The 14,394-nt window shown below is 62.6% G+C and carries 14 protein-coding genes and 1 pseudogene; 9 read left to right on the forward strand and 6 right to left on the reverse strand.

Going from position 1 to position 14,394, the window contains the following annotated elements:
- Positions 1 to 744, forward strand: a 744-nt coding sequence (locus OU682_RS12530) for an IS256 family transposase (RefSeq protein WP_268942471.1), incomplete at its 5' end; no start/stop codon positions are given.
- A 175-nt stretch (positions 745 to 919) separates the two neighbouring features.
- On the opposite strand, the gene OU682_RS12535 is transcribed toward OU682_RS12530, so the two are convergent.
- The 4 genes and pseudogenes from OU682_RS12535 to aztA form a co-directional block, all read right to left on the reverse strand.
- Positions 920 to 1,528, reverse strand: coding sequence for a ZinT family metal-binding protein (locus OU682_RS12535; protein WP_268942527.1), 609 nt, complete (start codon positions 1,526 to 1,528; stop codon positions 920 to 922).
- A 1,282-nt stretch (positions 1,529 to 2,810) separates the two neighbouring features.
- Complete coding sequence (gene aztC / locus OU682_RS12540) at positions 2,811 to 3,737, reverse strand: zinc ABC transporter substrate-binding protein AztC (RefSeq protein WP_268942472.1); 927 nt, start codon at positions 3,735 to 3,737, stop codon at positions 2,811 to 2,813.
- An 18-nt stretch (positions 3,738 to 3,755) separates the two neighbouring features.
- Positions 3,756 to 4,622, reverse strand: a complete 867-nt coding sequence (gene aztB, locus OU682_RS12545) for a zinc ABC transporter permease AztB (protein WP_268942473.1) — start codon at positions 4,620 to 4,622, stop codon at positions 3,756 to 3,758.
- A gap of 158 nt (positions 4,623 to 4,780) precedes the next feature.
- Positions 4,781 to 5,407, reverse strand: a pseudogene (gene aztA, locus OU682_RS12550) (zinc ABC transporter ATP-binding protein AztA); the annotation flags it as partial.
- A gap of 82 nt (positions 5,408 to 5,489) precedes the next feature.
- Here aztA and OU682_RS12555 point away from each other — a divergent pair.
- From OU682_RS12555 to OU682_RS12590, 8 genes are all read left to right on the forward strand, one after another.
- Positions 5,490 to 5,900 (forward strand): Fur family transcriptional regulator, encoded by a 411-nt coding sequence (locus tag OU682_RS12555; protein WP_268942475.1) that lies wholly within the window; start codon positions 5,490 to 5,492, stop codon positions 5,898 to 5,900.
- A 199-nt stretch (positions 5,901 to 6,099) separates the two neighbouring features.
- Positions 6,100 to 6,603, forward strand: coding sequence for a transcriptional repressor (locus tag OU682_RS12560; protein WP_268942476.1), 504 nt, complete (start codon positions 6,100 to 6,102; stop codon positions 6,601 to 6,603).
- Positions 6,600 to 7,955, forward strand: a complete 1,356-nt coding sequence (cysS, locus tag OU682_RS12565; RefSeq protein WP_268942477.1) for a cysteine--tRNA ligase — start codon at positions 6,600 to 6,602, stop codon at positions 7,953 to 7,955. The genes OU682_RS12560 and cysS overlap by 4 nt, the downstream gene beginning before the upstream one ends.
- Positions 7,956 to 8,091: 136 nt before the next feature.
- Positions 8,092 to 8,973 carry an NAD(P)/FAD-dependent oxidoreductase gene (locus OU682_RS12570; RefSeq protein ID WP_268942478.1) on the forward strand — a complete coding sequence of 294 codons (882 nt, stop codon included), beginning with the start codon at positions 8,092 to 8,094 and terminating at the stop codon, positions 8,971 to 8,973.
- A 259-nt stretch (positions 8,974 to 9,232) separates the two neighbouring features.
- Positions 9,233 to 10,456: a GTP-binding protein gene (locus OU682_RS12575; protein ID WP_268942479.1), complete on the forward strand. Its 1,224-nt coding sequence runs from the start codon at positions 9,233 to 9,235 to the stop codon at positions 10,454 to 10,456.
- Between the two features lie 23 nt (positions 10,457 to 10,479).
- Positions 10,480 to 11,643 carry an S-(hydroxymethyl)glutathione dehydrogenase/class III alcohol dehydrogenase gene (locus OU682_RS12580; protein ID WP_268942480.1) on the forward strand — a complete coding sequence of 388 codons (1,164 nt, stop codon included), beginning with the start codon at positions 10,480 to 10,482 and terminating at the stop codon, positions 11,641 to 11,643.
- A complete protein-coding gene (locus OU682_RS12585) occupies positions 11,640 to 12,275 on the forward strand; it encodes a DUF1826 domain-containing protein (RefSeq protein WP_268942481.1) in 636 nt (211 codons plus the stop codon). The genes OU682_RS12580 and OU682_RS12585 overlap by 4 nt, the downstream gene beginning before the upstream one ends.
- A gap of 47 nt (positions 12,276 to 12,322) precedes the next feature.
- Positions 12,323 to 12,598 (forward strand): DUF6525 family protein, encoded by a 276-nt coding sequence (locus OU682_RS12590; protein WP_268942482.1) that lies wholly within the window; start codon positions 12,323 to 12,325, stop codon positions 12,596 to 12,598.
- Positions 12,599 to 12,626: 28 nt separating this feature from the next.
- On the opposite strand, the gene OU682_RS12595 is transcribed toward OU682_RS12590, so the two are convergent.
- Together OU682_RS12595 and OU682_RS12600 are read right to left on the reverse strand one after the other, a co-directional pair.
- Positions 12,627 to 13,595, reverse strand: coding sequence for a nickel/cobalt transporter (locus tag OU682_RS12595; RefSeq protein WP_268942483.1), 969 nt, complete (start codon positions 13,593 to 13,595; stop codon positions 12,627 to 12,629).
- Positions 13,595 to 14,380 (reverse strand): DUF1007 family protein, encoded by a 786-nt coding sequence (locus OU682_RS12600; protein WP_268942484.1) that lies wholly within the window; start codon positions 14,378 to 14,380, stop codon positions 13,595 to 13,597. The genes OU682_RS12595 and OU682_RS12600 overlap by 1 nt, the downstream gene beginning before the upstream one ends.
- Between the last annotated feature and the right edge of the window lie 14 nt (positions 14,381 to 14,394).

Here is a 14,394-nt window from a genome sequence, read left to right on the forward strand (position 1 = left end):
CGCGATCTGGCCGGCGAAGAGATCGTGCGGCTCATTCTCGACGGCACCGTCATCAAGACCCGGCTGGACCGCAAGGCCACCAACATCTCGGTGCTGGCGGCGATCGGCGTGCGGCGCGATGGACAAAAGGTGCTCCTCGCCATCAGGAACATGGGCGGCGAAAGCACAGCTGCCTGGAGCCAATTCCTCACGGATCTGGATGCGCGGGGCCTGAGGCGCCCGGAGCTCGTGATCGTTGACGGCGCTCCCGGTTTGGAAGCCGCGCTCGTGGCGCTCTGGGGCGAGGACCTGGCCATCCAGCGCTGCACGGTTCACAAGCACCGCAACCTGCTCGGCCACGCGCCCAAGCGCCTGCATGACGAGCTGACCGAGGACTACCGCGACATGATCTATGCCGACACGGCCGCCGAGATCGAGACGCGCCGCAAGGCTTTCATACGCAAGTGGAAGCTCAAGTGCCGGGCCGTGGCCGACAGCCTGGAGGAAGCAGGTGACCGGCTCTTCACCTTCACCCGCCTCGATCCTTCACAATGGAAGTCGGCACGGACCACCAATGCCATCGAGCGTCTGAACGAGGAATTCCGGCGCCGCATCAAGACCCAGACCGTGCTGCCCTGCGCCGAAACCGTGCCGATGCTGCTCTGGGCGCTCTTGGCGTCAGGGCAGATCCAGATGCGAAAGGTCGACGGATGGGAAACCCTCTCTCAACCACTCGTGCCGATGTCCCTTGACCTCGCCGCCTGATCGAAGCCAATTTCACATGCCCGGAGCGCGCTGCCAGGGAATTCCTACCACATTCGCGACACGACCTTGGCTTGTGCGACAATCCCGATGTTCTATGCCGGTCTCACACTCGCCAAGCGTGCTCCTCATGTCGCCCGACAGGGAGCCGGACGACACCTGGTTCAGCAAGCCCTGCTCAGTGCGCAAGCATCTCTTTAACAATGTCGTCCGCCTTCAGCGTCGACGGATAGTAAGTCGGCCAGTTGGTGACCTCCTCCAAAAGGGCGGCTCGGTCATTGCCCCAATAAAGGTGGTAGTGATCGGCCTTCGCGGGTGCGATCCCATGGTCGCTGAACTGCACGAATTGCGGGGCCGCCTCATCCCCTTCGGTCTTCGAGAAAATGAAGCGAACACCACGGTTTCCGGCAGCGTAGGTCAAGACCTCGTAGCCGTCATATGCATAGCGGCCTTCTATCGGCTCGCCGTTCTGGTAGAAGGTGATCAAGTCCCCTTCGATCGTGATGCGCTCGACATCGGTGCGGTAACCAGTTTCGTATTCGGCCCGGTACTCTTCGACGCTCTTCGACCCCTTTGCGGCCTTATGGTCCCAAACCGGATCAAGGGTCCCGTCCTGAAGGAACGGATAAACCGACTGCCAATCGCCTGCGTAGTCAGACAGAGGCCTATCGGCGATTTGACTGTCTTCAAAGATACCAGTGTAGATCTTCGGGTCTCCATGGCTGTGGCCGGCGTGATCGTGACCCTCACCTTCGTGGACAACTCCGCTGCCGCCAACCACGGCCAGGTTGTAAGGCTTGCCTTCGACCTGGATGGTCTCCTGCTCTTCCAGCGTTTCCGCGGAGATGACCCGCAGCAGGCCTGCATTGGGATCGGTCATCACGATGTTATCACCAGCCATAGCGATCCGCGGACGGGGATCATTCCAATGACCGTCCATGGAATAGGCTTCCGTCACCTTGGCGCTGGCGGTGATTTCGGCCTTCAGCAGGTCGACCCGGTGCAGCGTACCATCCTCGGTCAGGACGTAGCCATTGGCGGGCTTCGCCGGATCCAGCGCGAAATCCACCCGACGGAAGGGCAGTTCGATATAGCGGAAAGACGGCGCATCGACGGGATCGACCACGACCAGACCCTTGGGGCCGTAATTGCCGAGAAAGACCTGGATGGCGGTCGAGCCAAGAAGTGTGCCGGTGGTCTCGCCTGTCGGCAATTCGGCGGGGTATTCCAGCATCTTGTAGGACACGCCATCGGCAGCAGCGGTGGCAGTCAGCACACCTTCCCTGCAGCCGGCCGCAAGATAGGCACCCGAGAAGGCCTCGCCATGGATCGCTGTGCAGGTGGCCAGGTCACCGGCCGGTTTACCGTCCTCGATGAAGGCCTGCAGCCCAAGGCGTGGCACCGAGGCATCGCCCTCGACCGGAGTGTCGGAAGCGACGGTGGACAGCCAGGCGGAGCCCAGAGGGGCAACGAAGCCGTGGTGTGCGCGCGATTGCGGGAATTTCACCGGTTCGACTTCGCCATGGCTCAAGTGATGGCCGTCGAGGATCTCGGCATAGCCGCCCTTGTCATAGTTGATCACCACCTTGCCGCCGTGATCGACCAGATGGAACGGACGCGGGCCGGTCAAAACAGTCGGGATGGCCTCCGGATCCGCGATCTCGATGTCCGAATGATCGCCGTGATTGTGGAGTTCGATGCCACTTTTGAAGAAATGCACCGCGTCATCATCCGACTGCACCGCCGCCACAACTGCGCCATTGGCGACGCCGAAGAGCTTGACCTGACCTGTCGTGTCGAAGGTCCAGGTCTCGTCATCGTGGTCGTGGCCTTCTTCTCCATGATCATGGTTTTGCAGATCAATCACCGTGACACGTGGCTCCGCATGATCGCCGACGAAGACACGGTAGAGCGTCACGTTGTCATGATCGTGATCATGGTCCTGGGCGAATGCGGCACCGCTCATGATCAGGGCCATGGCTGTGGCGCCTGCGAGATATCTTAGCATCTGTCTGTCTCCTTGATGGGAACGATGGGGCTTGCGTTGGGCGGGCCCCGGGTTTGGGAATTCAGTGGCTGGAGAGGGACGCCGTGATCGCGCCGGCATTGTGGCGCATCATCGCCAGGTAGGTCGGTGCTGGACCGCCGGGTGCTGACAGGGCGTCGGAATAGAGCGTGCCGGCGAGCCTCAGCCCGGACTCTGCCGCAATGCGTTCCAGCAGGCGGGTGTCGCTGATGTTTTCGGCAAAGATCGCGCCTGCACCCGTGTCCCGGATTTGGCGGATCAGACCCGCGACATCGGCGGCAGCCGCCTCGGACTCGGTCGAGACGCCTTGCGGAGATAGGAAGTGGATGCCGTAAGCCTGTTCGAAGTAGCGAAAGGCATTGTGGGCGACAACCACGGTGCGGCGATCGTTCGGCAAAGCTGCGACATCAGCACGGATTGCGGCATCCAACGCGTCAAGTTTGGCCGTGTAGCGCTCCGCATTCGCCCGATAGGTCTGGCAACCTTCGGCATCGGCGTCACAGAAAACGTCGGCGATGTTGGCGACATAGACTTTGGCATTGGCAACAGACTGCCAGGCATGGGGGTCATGCGCTCCGGCATGGAAGATCGCCTCACCATTGACGTAGTGATAGTGACCGCCGCCCGGCTCCTCCATGGTATCCATGCCGTCGGTCAGTGTCGCGACCGTCGCCTCGGTGCCACTGGCGGCGATCAGACGGTCCATGAAGCCTTCGAATTCCAGCCCGTTGGTCAGCACTACATTGGCGCGCATCAGCGCCATGGCATCCGCCGGCCGGGGCTCATAGACATGCGAATCCGAGTCTGGACCGACAAGCACCTTGAGGTTGATGCGGTCCCCACCAACCTCCGTTGCGAAGTCTCCGATGATCGAGAACGAGGCGACGACGTTCAAGTTCTCAGCCTGTGCAGCGCCTGCGCCAAATGTTATAACAATACATGCAACAGTGTGGATCAGCCAGCGTGTCATTCAAAGTCCTTTGCCATGTCAGGCGGTGCGGTGACGGAATTGCGGCAACAGCAGGCGCAGCACGCCCCGCGGCCCCACCAGGAGCGACACCAGGTACACTCCGCCCGCCGAGAGAATGATGGCCGGGCCAGAGGGCAGGCTTGCGTGATAGGAGAGCAGCAGGCCGCCCAGCGATGCGGCAATGCCGATGCCGATGGCCACGATGCACATGGCTGCCACGTCATTGACCCAGAACCGCGCGGCGGCGGCGGGCAGGATCATCAACCCGACCGACAACAGAGTGCCGAGCGCCTGGAAACCGGCCACGAGATTCAGCACGACAAGGCCCAGGAACAGAAAGTGCACGACGCCGCCCAGCCGTGACACCGACCGCAGGAACAGCGGGTCAAGGCATTCCGCCACGAGCGCCCGCCAGAAGAGCGCCAGTGTCAGAAGCGTCACGGCCGTGACCAGCACGATCAGCCACAGCGCCGCGTCGTTCAGCGCCAGAACCGTTCCGAACAGCACATGCATCAGATCGACGCTGGATCCGCGCAGCGACACCATGACAACCCCGATCGACAGCGAGACGAGATAGAAGGCGGCCACCGAGGCGTCTTCCTTTTGAACCGTCAGCCGAGCGACCGTGCCGGCGGCAAGCGCTACCAACGCCCCGGCGATCAGCCCGCCAACGGTCATCGGCACGATTTCCAGCCCATAGAGCAGAAATCCCGCCGCCGCGCCCGGCAGGATCGCGTGCGACATGGCGTCGCCCGTCAGGCTCATGCGGCGCAGCATCAGGAAGACGCCGACAGGGCATGCCGACAGCGACAACAGCAGGGCACCGAACAGGGCGCGCTGCATGAAGGCGAATTCAAGAAAGGGCGCCACCAGGAACTCGAACATCACGCCTCCTGCAGGGCGGGGGCAGGTTCGCACCAGTGCGCATCGTCGTTCCAGGCTTCCTGGAACTGCCGGGCGCGCGTCATGTTCTCAGCGGTGACGACCTGAGCAGTTGGACCCCAGGCAATGGGACGGCGGGCCAGCACCAATGCTTCGGGAAAGCTGGCCCGAACCAGATCGAGGTCATGCACGACCACGACAACAGTCCGTCCTTCGGCCTGCCAGCGGCGCAGCAGCGCGACTAGGTCGCGGATGGTCTTTTCATCGACCGCGTTGAACGGTTCGTCCAACAGGATCAGGTCAGCATCTTGTACCAGAACCCGCGCGAACAGCGCCCTTTGCAACTGTCCCCCTGACAGGGTGTCGATGGGACGGTCGCCGAACTCCTCAAGACCAACCGCACAAAGCGCTTCGGTGATCCGCTGCCGATCTTCGTTGCGGTAGCGGCTCAGCAGGCCGCGCCGCTGCCACAAGCCGAGTTGGACAAGGTCCTTCACACGCGCCGGAAAGCTGCGGTCAAGCTCGGACTGCTGCGGCAGATAGGCCATCGTCACATCACGGGCGACGTGGCAGGTGCCGCTCATCGGCTTCAGAACTCCAACAATGCTCTTGATCAGCGTCGACTTGCCCGATCCGTTCGGGCCGACGATTGCCATCAATGCGCCGCGCCGAACCTCGCCATTCAGGTGATGAACCGCTGCATGGCGGTTGTAACCTGCTGTTAGATCCCTCAAGGAAATCACCGCTTCGTTGTTCAAGGGCTTCTTGTTGGCCGAAATTGCAGGCATGACTGATCAAGGACTCGTTTGTGCGAGTAATGTTATTACATACACATTTGTGATCAGCAAGTAGGGCCTGATTGGAGAAGTGATGGCACAGAAATCAGAACTCACGCGCAATCAGGCCTTGGTGTTTGCTGCGCTTCAAAAGCGTGGGACACCTGTCAGCGCCTATGACGTCCTGGACGATCTGCGCAGCGAAGGCTTCAAGGCGCCTCTGCAGGTTTACCGCGCCCTGGACAAGCTGCTCGAATATGGGCTGGTCCATCGGCTCGAAAGCATCAACGCCTTTGTGGCCTGCGCCCATCCGCATGATCACGGAGACGGGCACAAGCATGGGTTCATTGCTTTTGCGATCTGCGAGGATTGCGGACGGGCGGACGAATTTTCGGATAGCACCGTGGAAGAGCGGCTTCGGGCGTGGACGAAGGATCAGGAGTTCAAGCTGTCCCGCGCCGTTATCGAGATCAGGGGAACCTGTAAGGCTTGCGCCGCAGCATGACGTCGGTCGTGGTGCCAGAGAGATACACGGTTCTTGCCGAGCACCTCACCACCGAGATTGCCTTTCTATTTCCCTTGGTCGCCTGACATCGCCGCCAACGTCTGAACAAGCCCGCTGACAAGGCCGAATGTCGTTCTCTGGTGCTTGCATCTGGTGATAAGATACGTAATAACATTACTATCAGCCGGATTGCGAGACCATGCCCCAGGCGGACCCTTCTTCATCGCGCACCCTGACTGCGGATCACGCGGCACTGCTCTGTGCGGAACGCGGTGTGAAGTTCACGCCATTGCGCCGCCTTGCACTCGAAGCGCTTCTTGACTGCGATAACCCCCTCGGGGCCTACGAGCTCATCCGCGCTCTTCAGCAGCGTCTCGGCAAGCGCGTGGATCCTCCGACGGCTTATCGCGCACTTGAGTTTCTCCAACAGCAAGGCTTTGTGACCCGGATCGAAACGCGCAATGCGTTCCTGCCCATCGCGCATACGGGCGCTCCCGCCATTCGGGCGTTCTTCCTGTGCAACGACTGCGGGGCCACGCTGGAGATGGACCTGTCGGACTTGGAGGCGGAGTTCGCAAGCCGCGCGACACGGCTTGGCTTTCAGGTCGGGCGGCGGGTTGTCGAACTGCAGGGCCGCTGCGCGAGTTGCCAGGATACCTTTGCCGATACTCCGGACTCGGCTGCCAGGGGTGAACACCTATGACCCTGACACTCACCAACAGCTTGGGCGGCACAAAGCAGCCCTTCATCCCCCGCAACCCGCAGGAGGTCCGCATGTATGTCTGCGGGCCGACGGTTTACGACTATGCCCATATCGGCAATGCCCGTCCTGCCGTGGTCTTCGACGTTCTGGTGCGGGTGCTGGAGCGGCATTTCGGCCGGGTGATCTATGCTCGAAACCTGACGGATGTGGACGACAAGATCAACGCGGCCGCCGCGGCAGCGGGCGTCCCGATCTCGACCATCACAGAACGGTTCACGGCCGCCTATCACGCGGATTTGGCCGCGCTTGGCGTGCGTTCGCCAACGATCGAGCCGAAGGTGACCGATCATCGCCCGCAGATCATCGGTCTGATCCAGCGCCTGATCGCGGCGGATCATGCCTATAGCTTGGAAGGGCATGTTCTTTATCATGTGCCGTCCTTTCCTTCTTATGGCTTGCTGTCGCGCCGCAAGCGCGGCGACATGATCGCTGGCGCTCGGGTCGAGGTTGCACCCTTCAAGCGCGACCCGGCGGATTTCGTGCTGTGGAAACCCTCGGATCCGAGCCAGCCCGGATGGGACAGTCCATGGGGCAGGGGCCGACCCGGCTGGCACATCGAATGCTCGGCCATGATCGAGCATCACCTGGGCAATCCCATCGACATCCATGGCGGCGGAATGGACCTGCAGTTTCCGCACCATGAGAACGAGATCGCCCAGGGCACCCGAGCCAGGTTCTGGATCCACAACGGCTTTGTGACCGTCGAGGGACGAAAGATGTCCAAGTCGCTGGGCAATGTGGTGCTCATGCGGGAGCTGCTGGCTGAGGCACCGGGTGAGGCCGTTCGCCTTGCGCTGCTGTCCGCGCCTTATCGCCAGCCACTCGACTGGACTGCGCAAACTTTGCCGCAGGCCGTCCGGTCGCTGTCACGGCTTTATGCGGCCGTAGGCGAGGGGCCGAAGACAATGCGCCTGACTCGAGACAGCCCGCTTCTCGTGCCGTTCCGGGCGGCTCTGGATGATGATCTGAACACGCCTGCCGCCTTGGCCGAGCTGTTCGCCCTGGCCGAGGCGGCGCGCACGAGCGACGCTGATCGGCGCCCCCGCTACGTTGCCGCGCTTGTGGAGGCCGGGGCCGAACTGGGCCTGCTGCAGAAGACGGAAGCTGCCTGGCAGGCCGGACTTGAGCCCAGGGCAGGGACAGAAAACGAGGATCGTATTCGCGCTTTGCAGGACGCGCGCGCAGCAGCACGGGACCGCCGGGATTTCCTCGCCGCCGATGACATTCGCGACCAACTTCTGGAGCTTGGCGTCTCAGTCGAGGATCAGCCTCTCCGCCGGCTGTCAGGTTGAGAAGGTGTTGGAGCACGACGCAGGAAACGTGGTGCAGGTTTATCTCTCGCGCCCGCGTCTCGCTTGCGGCAGCCCATCTCGCGGCATCGGCTGTGATGCCGCCTAGGCAAAAGCAGTATCAGTAAAGGACAAGACAATGCGGCAGGACGTTATCGTGATTGGCGGCAGCTATGCAGGCATGGCGGCGGCGCTGCAGTTATTGCGCGCACGGCGCACGGTGCTGATCGTGGACGCAGGCCAGCGGCGCAACCGGTTCGCCCACCATTCGCATGGGTTTCTGGGCCAGGACGGCATGGACCCGGCCGTGATCTGGAAAACGGCGAAGGACCAGCTCTCGCACTATCCGACGCTCACATGGGTGGACGGGACCGTTGTGGAAGCCAAGGGACAAAAGGATGCGTTTGCCGTCACTCTGGACGAAGGCAGCGTCCATCATGGCCGACGTCTTTTGCTGGCAAGCGGTGTGCGTGACGAACTGCCGCCAGTTCCGGGGTTGACCGAACGTTGGGGCCGCACTGTGTTCCACTGCCCCTATTGCCACGGATATGAACTGGAGATGGGCAAGATTGGCGTGATCGCGACCGGGTCGATGTCGCTGCATCAAGCACAGATGCTGCCGGAATGGGGCAAGGTCACGCTGCTGACCAATGGCGCAGTCGAGCCTGACGATGAAATGCGGGCCGATCTGTCAGGCCGCGGCGTGACCATCGAGCCGACGCCCGTCGCCGCCTTGGAAGGCCGCGCTGATGTTCGATTGAGGGACGGGCGGCTACTCGGCTTTGCTGGCCTGTTCACGGCCAGCCGCGCTATGCTGCCTTCGGACTTGGCGTCCTTGCTTGGCTGCGAGATCGAGGAGGGCCCGCTCGGCCAGTTGATCGTGACCCAGTCCAGCAAGGAAACGTCCGTTCCCGGCATCTATGCTTGCGGCGATGCCGGGCGCATGCCGCACTCGGTGTCGCTGGCCGTAGGGGACGGGGCATGGGCAGGTGCGCAGCTGCACCGCTCACTGATCTTCTGATAGGCAGGCGAAGATCACACAGTTGTCGAACATCTGCTACGCGGTGTCGACTTTGGCAAAGCCCTCATGGCGTATCGCGGCAAGGTGATGTCGACCGGGTATCCTTGCCGTTTGGGGCACGCCTCTCCTTAGACTGGTCTGCTCGGCCTTTTCGATGCTGTCCATGATGGTTGTGCCGCCCGACAAGAAAACGGCGTTGCAGGCACGAATGAATCCCGCTATTTAAGTAACGTGATAACATCACACTATTGAGGATGCCATGTCAGCGAGCCAACCTTCCGAGGACACGCGCCTGCCCGTCACCGTTCTGTCCGGCTTTCTGGGCGCGGGCAAGACCACGCTTCTCAACCACATTCTGAACAATCGGGACGGCCGCCGCGTGGCCGTGATCGTCAATGACATGTCTGAGGTCAACATCGACGCCGATCTGGTCCGCGATGGCGCTGAGCTGTCGCGGTCCGAGGAAAAGCTGGTCGAGATGACCAATGGCTGCATCTGCTGCACCCTGCGCGATGATCTGCTGGTCGAGGTGCGCCGCTTGGCCGACGAAGGGCGCTTTGATTATCTGCTGATCGAGTCCACCGGCATTGCCGAGCCTCTGCCGGTCGCGGCGACCTTCGACTTCCGTGATGCCGAGGGCAACAGCCTGTCGGATGCGGCGCGGCTGGATACGATGGTGACGGTAGTCGATGCCGTAAACCTCACCAATGACTTCGACAGCCAGGATTTCATCGCCGACCGGGGCGAGTCCCTGGGCGAGGACGATGAACGCACGCTGGTCGATCTGCTGACCGATCAGATGGAATTCGCCGATGTCATCATCCTGAACAAGGTGACCGCCGCCGGCCCCGAGCGGCTGGACAAGGCGCGCAAGATTGTTCGCGCCCTGAACCCTGATGCCAGGCTGATCGAGACCGATTTCAGCCGCGTCGAGCCAAACGCCATCTTTGGCACCGGGTTGTTCGACTTCGACCGTGCGCACATGAACCCGATGTGGGCCAAGGAACTCTATGGCTTTGTCGACCATGTTCCCGAGACCGAGGAATACGGCATCTCCTCGTTCGTCTATCGCGCCCGCAAGCCGTTCCACCCGCAGAAGATCCACGCCGTCCTGAACGGCGACCTGCCGGGCGTGATCCGAGCCAAGGGACACATGTGGATCGCCAGCCGTCCGAACTGGGCGGTGGAGTTCAGCCTGGCAGGCGCGATGTCCACGGTACAGCCCCTGGGCGGCTGGTGGGCCTCGGTGCCGCAGGATCGCTGGCCGACCCATCCGCAGGCTTTGGCCGAGATGGAAAAGAACTGGGTCGAGCCTTGGGGTGACCGGCGGCAGGAACTGGTGTTCATCGGCGCCGACATGAACCGTGCGGCGATCACCGCGGCGCTGGATGCCGCCCTTGTCGATGCGATCGACTACACCCCGCAGGCTTGGGCCAAGCTGCCCGACCCGTTCCCGCATTGGGGCCAGAAAAGGGTCGCCTGACCTGATCGAGAGGAGGAACCATCATGAAAACCCGCGCCGCGATCGCATGGGAACCGAACCGTCCGCTGGAGATCGAGGAGATCGACCTCGAAGGTCCAAAGGCCGGAGAGGTCCTGATCCGCATCGTCACCACCAGCCTGTGCCACACCGACATGTTCACCCTGTCGGGCGCTGACCCCGAGGGGCTGTTCCCCGCCGTTCTGGGCCATGAGGCCGTGGGCATTGTCGAGGAGATCGGTCCAGGCGTGACCTCGGTGCGGCCGGGCGATCACGTCATCCCGCTTTATACGCCTGAGGATCCGAACTGCCCTTATATCAAGTCAGGCAAGACCAACCTGTGCCAGACGATCCGCAAGACGCAGGGGCGGGGGGTCATGCCCGACGGAACATCCCGCTTTTCCTACAAGGGCAAAATGATCCACCACTACATGGGCACCAGCACCTTCAGCGAATACACCGTGCTGCCCGAGATTGCGGTGGCGAAGATCTCGAAGGAGGCGCCGCTTGCCAAGGCCAGCGTGATGGGCTGCGCGGTGCCGACCGGCATGGGTGCGGTGCGCAACACGGCCAAGGTCGAGCCGGGCTCCACCGTCGCGGTCTTCGGCCTCGGCGCGGTGGGTATGGCGGTGATCCAGGGCGCCAAGATGGTCGGTGCGCGTCGCATCATCGGCATCGACACGAACCCTTCGAAATTCCTGTTGGCCAGAAACTTGGGCGCGGATGACTGCATCAATCCGAAGGACTTCGCCGAACCGATCCATCAGGTCATCATCGACATGACCGATGGCGGGGTGGATTACAGCTTCGAGTGCATCGGCAACGTCAACGTGATGCGTTCCGCGCTGGAATGCTGCCACAAGGGCTGGGGCGAATGCACGGTAATCGGTGTTGCGGGAGCCGGTGAGGAAATCTCGACCCTGCCGTTCCAGCTTGTGACAGGCCGCGTCTGGCGGGGCTCGGCCTTCGGCGGCGTTTTGGGCCGCAGCCAATTGCCGGGCATGGTGGACGAATGGCTGCGCGGCGACTTCAGCGTGGACCCTTACATCACCCACAACATGACGCATGAGCAGATCAACACCGCTTTCGACCTGCTTCATGCAGGGGAGTCCATCCGCTCGGTCATCCATTTCCGACCGCAGGAGACCATGCTGGTGAACTCTCTGCCCGGAAAGATCGTGCCGGCATGAACGTCGTCGCATTCCCGAAGCCGGACGCGGCGCGGGCCATCCTGCAGGCCCGCGATGCCGCTATCCTGGATGGCATCTCACATCGCGGCGTCGCCGCCGCCGTCTGGCAGCGCGATCCGCTGCCGGAGTTCACGCAACGGATCGACGCGCTTCCCGTCCATCAATTGCCCCGGTTGCGCACCATCGTCGCAGTCGGTTCGGTCGCACCTTGCGTTCATGCCGCCTGCGATCTGGCCGGAACGCCCCAAGACCAGTTTCGCGACATGCTCGCGGGCGACATCACCGTGCTGGCTGAGATCATGGCTGAGGTCATGGATGCGCCAATGATGCATTTGCGCCTGGATGTCGTCACAACAAATGCCTGCCGCAAGTTCCACATCGACAACAAGACGGTGCGGATGCTTTGCACCTATCGCGGCATGGGCACGCAATTGGCCCAGCCAGGGCAGGAGGCCGCGCCCATGGCAGTCACAACGGGCAGCGTGGCGCTGCTGCGCGGCAGGCGTTGGCCGGGGGAACGGACGGGCCTTCTTCACCGCTCACCCCCCATCGAGGGCACTGGCGGGACGCGGCTTCTGGCTGTGATCGACCCCGCATGGGATTTTGAACCCAAAGATCGGTCGCAGGCATGACCCGCAATCTCGCTACCTCGCTTAAAGGACGTAGCTGCACGCGGCCCATGGACCACTATGACCGGCTGCCGCCCGAGTTGCGGACCTGGCTCGCCGCAGCGGCCTTGCCCTGGAGCCCGCGATCTGTCCTGCGCTTGTGGGACCGGTTGCTGCGCGAAATGCGTGGCGATGTAGAGGCGGTGCTAGCCCGGCTTGACCGGGCAGAACGGAAGATGTTGGCGAAGGATTGCCTACGCATCTGGGGCGACAGTTACCCCGTGGAGATCGTCCCGACCCGAGGCCGCTTACTGGCAACGCACCAAGGTTCAACAGGCGTGCATTAGGCCATGGTTTCTTCCGGCGGCATTGGCGTCAGATCAGGCCAAGTCCTTCTCCTGCCAGCAGCACGACTGCCAGCCCGCCGACCATCTCCAAGCTTGCGGCCATGACGCGCAGGGCGTTCGACTCCGTCATGCCTGCCAAGGCGCCGGTGCGAAGTGCCTGTCCCATCAAGGCAACAAGAAGCGTCAGGCAAGCGGTGCCGGTGGCCATGGCAAAGACCCCGGCGATGCCTGCGGGCAGGATGTTCATCTGCCAGGTCAGCACGAGAAGAAGCACCGCTCCGCTGCATGGGCGGATGGCGATGGCTCCGATGACGCCGGCAAGCTCTCGCCAGGTCGTTGCGGCGGCGATGGCTTGGGGCGAAGGAGCATGGGCGTGGCCGCAGCCCGAGCAGCAGCCATGGTCGTGATGGTGATGGTTGTGGTGGGGGTCTGACACAGGGAACATGCCGTGGTCCGAGGCCGAGCCGGGATGGGCGTGTCCTGCCAAGGCCATGCCAGGGTGAGTTGCCTTGCGCGGAAGGACGACCGCCGCCACCCGCCGGCTGCCGCGCAGCACCAGCCATAAGCCGATCAGCAGGATCGAAACCAGGCTCAGCTGCGTCAGGGTCGTCTCGGCCAGGGTGGTCATCTGCTGCCGGGTCAGGGCGAAGAGCCCGATGCCTCCGGCCACCAGCAGCACCGCCGTCAGCGCCTGTCCTAGCGACGCGGCCACTGTCGCAAGGATCAGCGGCCCCGTCCTGACCGGACGTGCGGCGCTGTAGGCGCCCATCAGGAACTTGCCATGGCCGGGTCCGACAGCATGAAGGAACCCGTAGCCGCCGCACAGGCTGATGAAACCAGCCCAAGCTCCGGCATCGCCCGCCTTCAAGGCTCGCAAGCCTCGGGCGAGGCCGTTCTGGAAGTCACGCTGCTGGGCGATCGCCCAGGAGACGATCTCGGTGTGATACCGGAAGATGACCGCCAACAGCCCAAGCGTGACCAGTCCGAGGGCAAGCATCAACGCCCGCCGCATGATACCTCGAACCGATCCGCAAAGGTGATGCCCACATCGGCCATGCTCATGATGGTAAGCGAGTCCGACCCGATGTCTAGGGCCTGCAAAGCCGCAAGCAGCTCGTCTTGGCCTGTGGTGTCGGGCAAGCGCCGGGCAATGTGGCAGTCGCTGCGGCCCTGGACTGTCGGCTGGCGCGGCGTGTCATAGGCCACAAAATATTCCGGGTCATAGATGCGCAACAGAAGCGAGCGCGTGGACGTCACGCCAACCGGGCGGCTCAACGGTCGAACATGCGAGGTAGTGATGCGGCCATTGGCATAGGATGCCGCATGGGCCTGTGGCGGCTCCAAGGCCAAGGCGCGACCTTGCTGTTCAAGAACGATATGGCCCGGAAACCCGGCCGCCCAGTCCACGTCTTTGCCAGCAAAGGCCCGCAGGCGGTCTGGATCGGGCGTGCCATCCCCGTCGCCGTCAAGTCGGAAGTCCTCCATCATCATGAGGCTGTAGAACTCGTCATAGGTCCAGATAACGCGCACTGCTGCCAATTGGCCCGAGCTGTCGAAGATCAGGTCGGCATCGGCATCAATGAAAACATGCGGATGCGCCGCCGCCGTACCTGGACCAACTAAAAAAGCCGCAGCAGCGACTGCCAAAGCCGAGAAAGCAGATTTGACAGCAGCGCCCCGACAAAGCCGTTCCGCCAGAGATTGACACGGCCGCAGCGCCGGGCGGCGTGTTCTGTCTCGAAAGAAGTGCATCGTTCTCCGATGTCCAATGCGGTCGAACATGGCAATGCCGCCGG

It is taken from the genome of Paracoccus benzoatiresistens, assembly GCF_026913015.1.
GTDB classification, from domain to species: Bacteria; Pseudomonadota; Alphaproteobacteria; order Rhodobacterales; family Rhodobacteraceae; genus Paracoccus; species Paracoccus benzoatiresistens.

What these genes read in the sequence shown, in the direction of transcription:
- aztC (WP_268942472.1), bottom strand. Translation starts at nt 3,737, where the DNA reads ATGACACGCTGGCTGATCCACACTGTTGCATGTATTGTTATAACATTT.
- aztB (WP_268942473.1), bottom strand. Translation starts at nt 4,622, where the DNA reads ATGTTCGAGTTCCTGGTGGCGCCCTTTCTTGAATTCGCCTTCATGCAG.
- OU682_RS12555 (WP_268942475.1), top strand. Translation starts at nt 5,490, where the DNA reads ATGGCACAGAAATCAGAACTCACGCGCAATCAGGCCTTGGTGTTTGCT.
- OU682_RS12560 (WP_268942476.1), top strand. Translation starts at nt 6,100, where the DNA reads ATGCCCCAGGCGGACCCTTCTTCATCGCGCACCCTGACTGCGGATCAC.
- cysS (WP_268942477.1), top strand. Translation starts at nt 6,600, where the DNA reads ATGACCCTGACACTCACCAACAGCTTGGGCGGCACAAAGCAGCCCTTC.
- OU682_RS12570 (WP_268942478.1), top strand. Translation starts at nt 8,092, where the DNA reads ATGCGGCAGGACGTTATCGTGATTGGCGGCAGCTATGCAGGCATGGCG.
- OU682_RS12575 (WP_268942479.1), top strand. Translation starts at nt 9,233, where the DNA reads ATGTCAGCGAGCCAACCTTCCGAGGACACGCGCCTGCCCGTCACCGTT.
- OU682_RS12580 (WP_268942480.1), top strand. Translation starts at nt 10,480, where the DNA reads ATGAAAACCCGCGCCGCGATCGCATGGGAACCGAACCGTCCGCTGGAG.
- OU682_RS12585 (WP_268942481.1), top strand. Translation starts at nt 11,640, where the DNA reads ATGAACGTCGTCGCATTCCCGAAGCCGGACGCGGCGCGGGCCATCCTG.
- OU682_RS12590 (WP_268942482.1), top strand. Translation starts at nt 12,323, where the DNA reads ATGGACCACTATGACCGGCTGCCGCCCGAGTTGCGGACCTGGCTCGCC.
- OU682_RS12595 (WP_268942483.1), bottom strand. Translation starts at nt 13,595, where the DNA reads ATGCTTGCCCTCGGACTGGTCACGCTTGGGCTGTTGGCGGTCATCTTC.
- OU682_RS12600 (WP_268942484.1), bottom strand. Translation starts at nt 14,380, where the DNA reads ATGTTCGACCGCATTGGACATCGGAGAACGATGCACTTCTTTCGAGAC.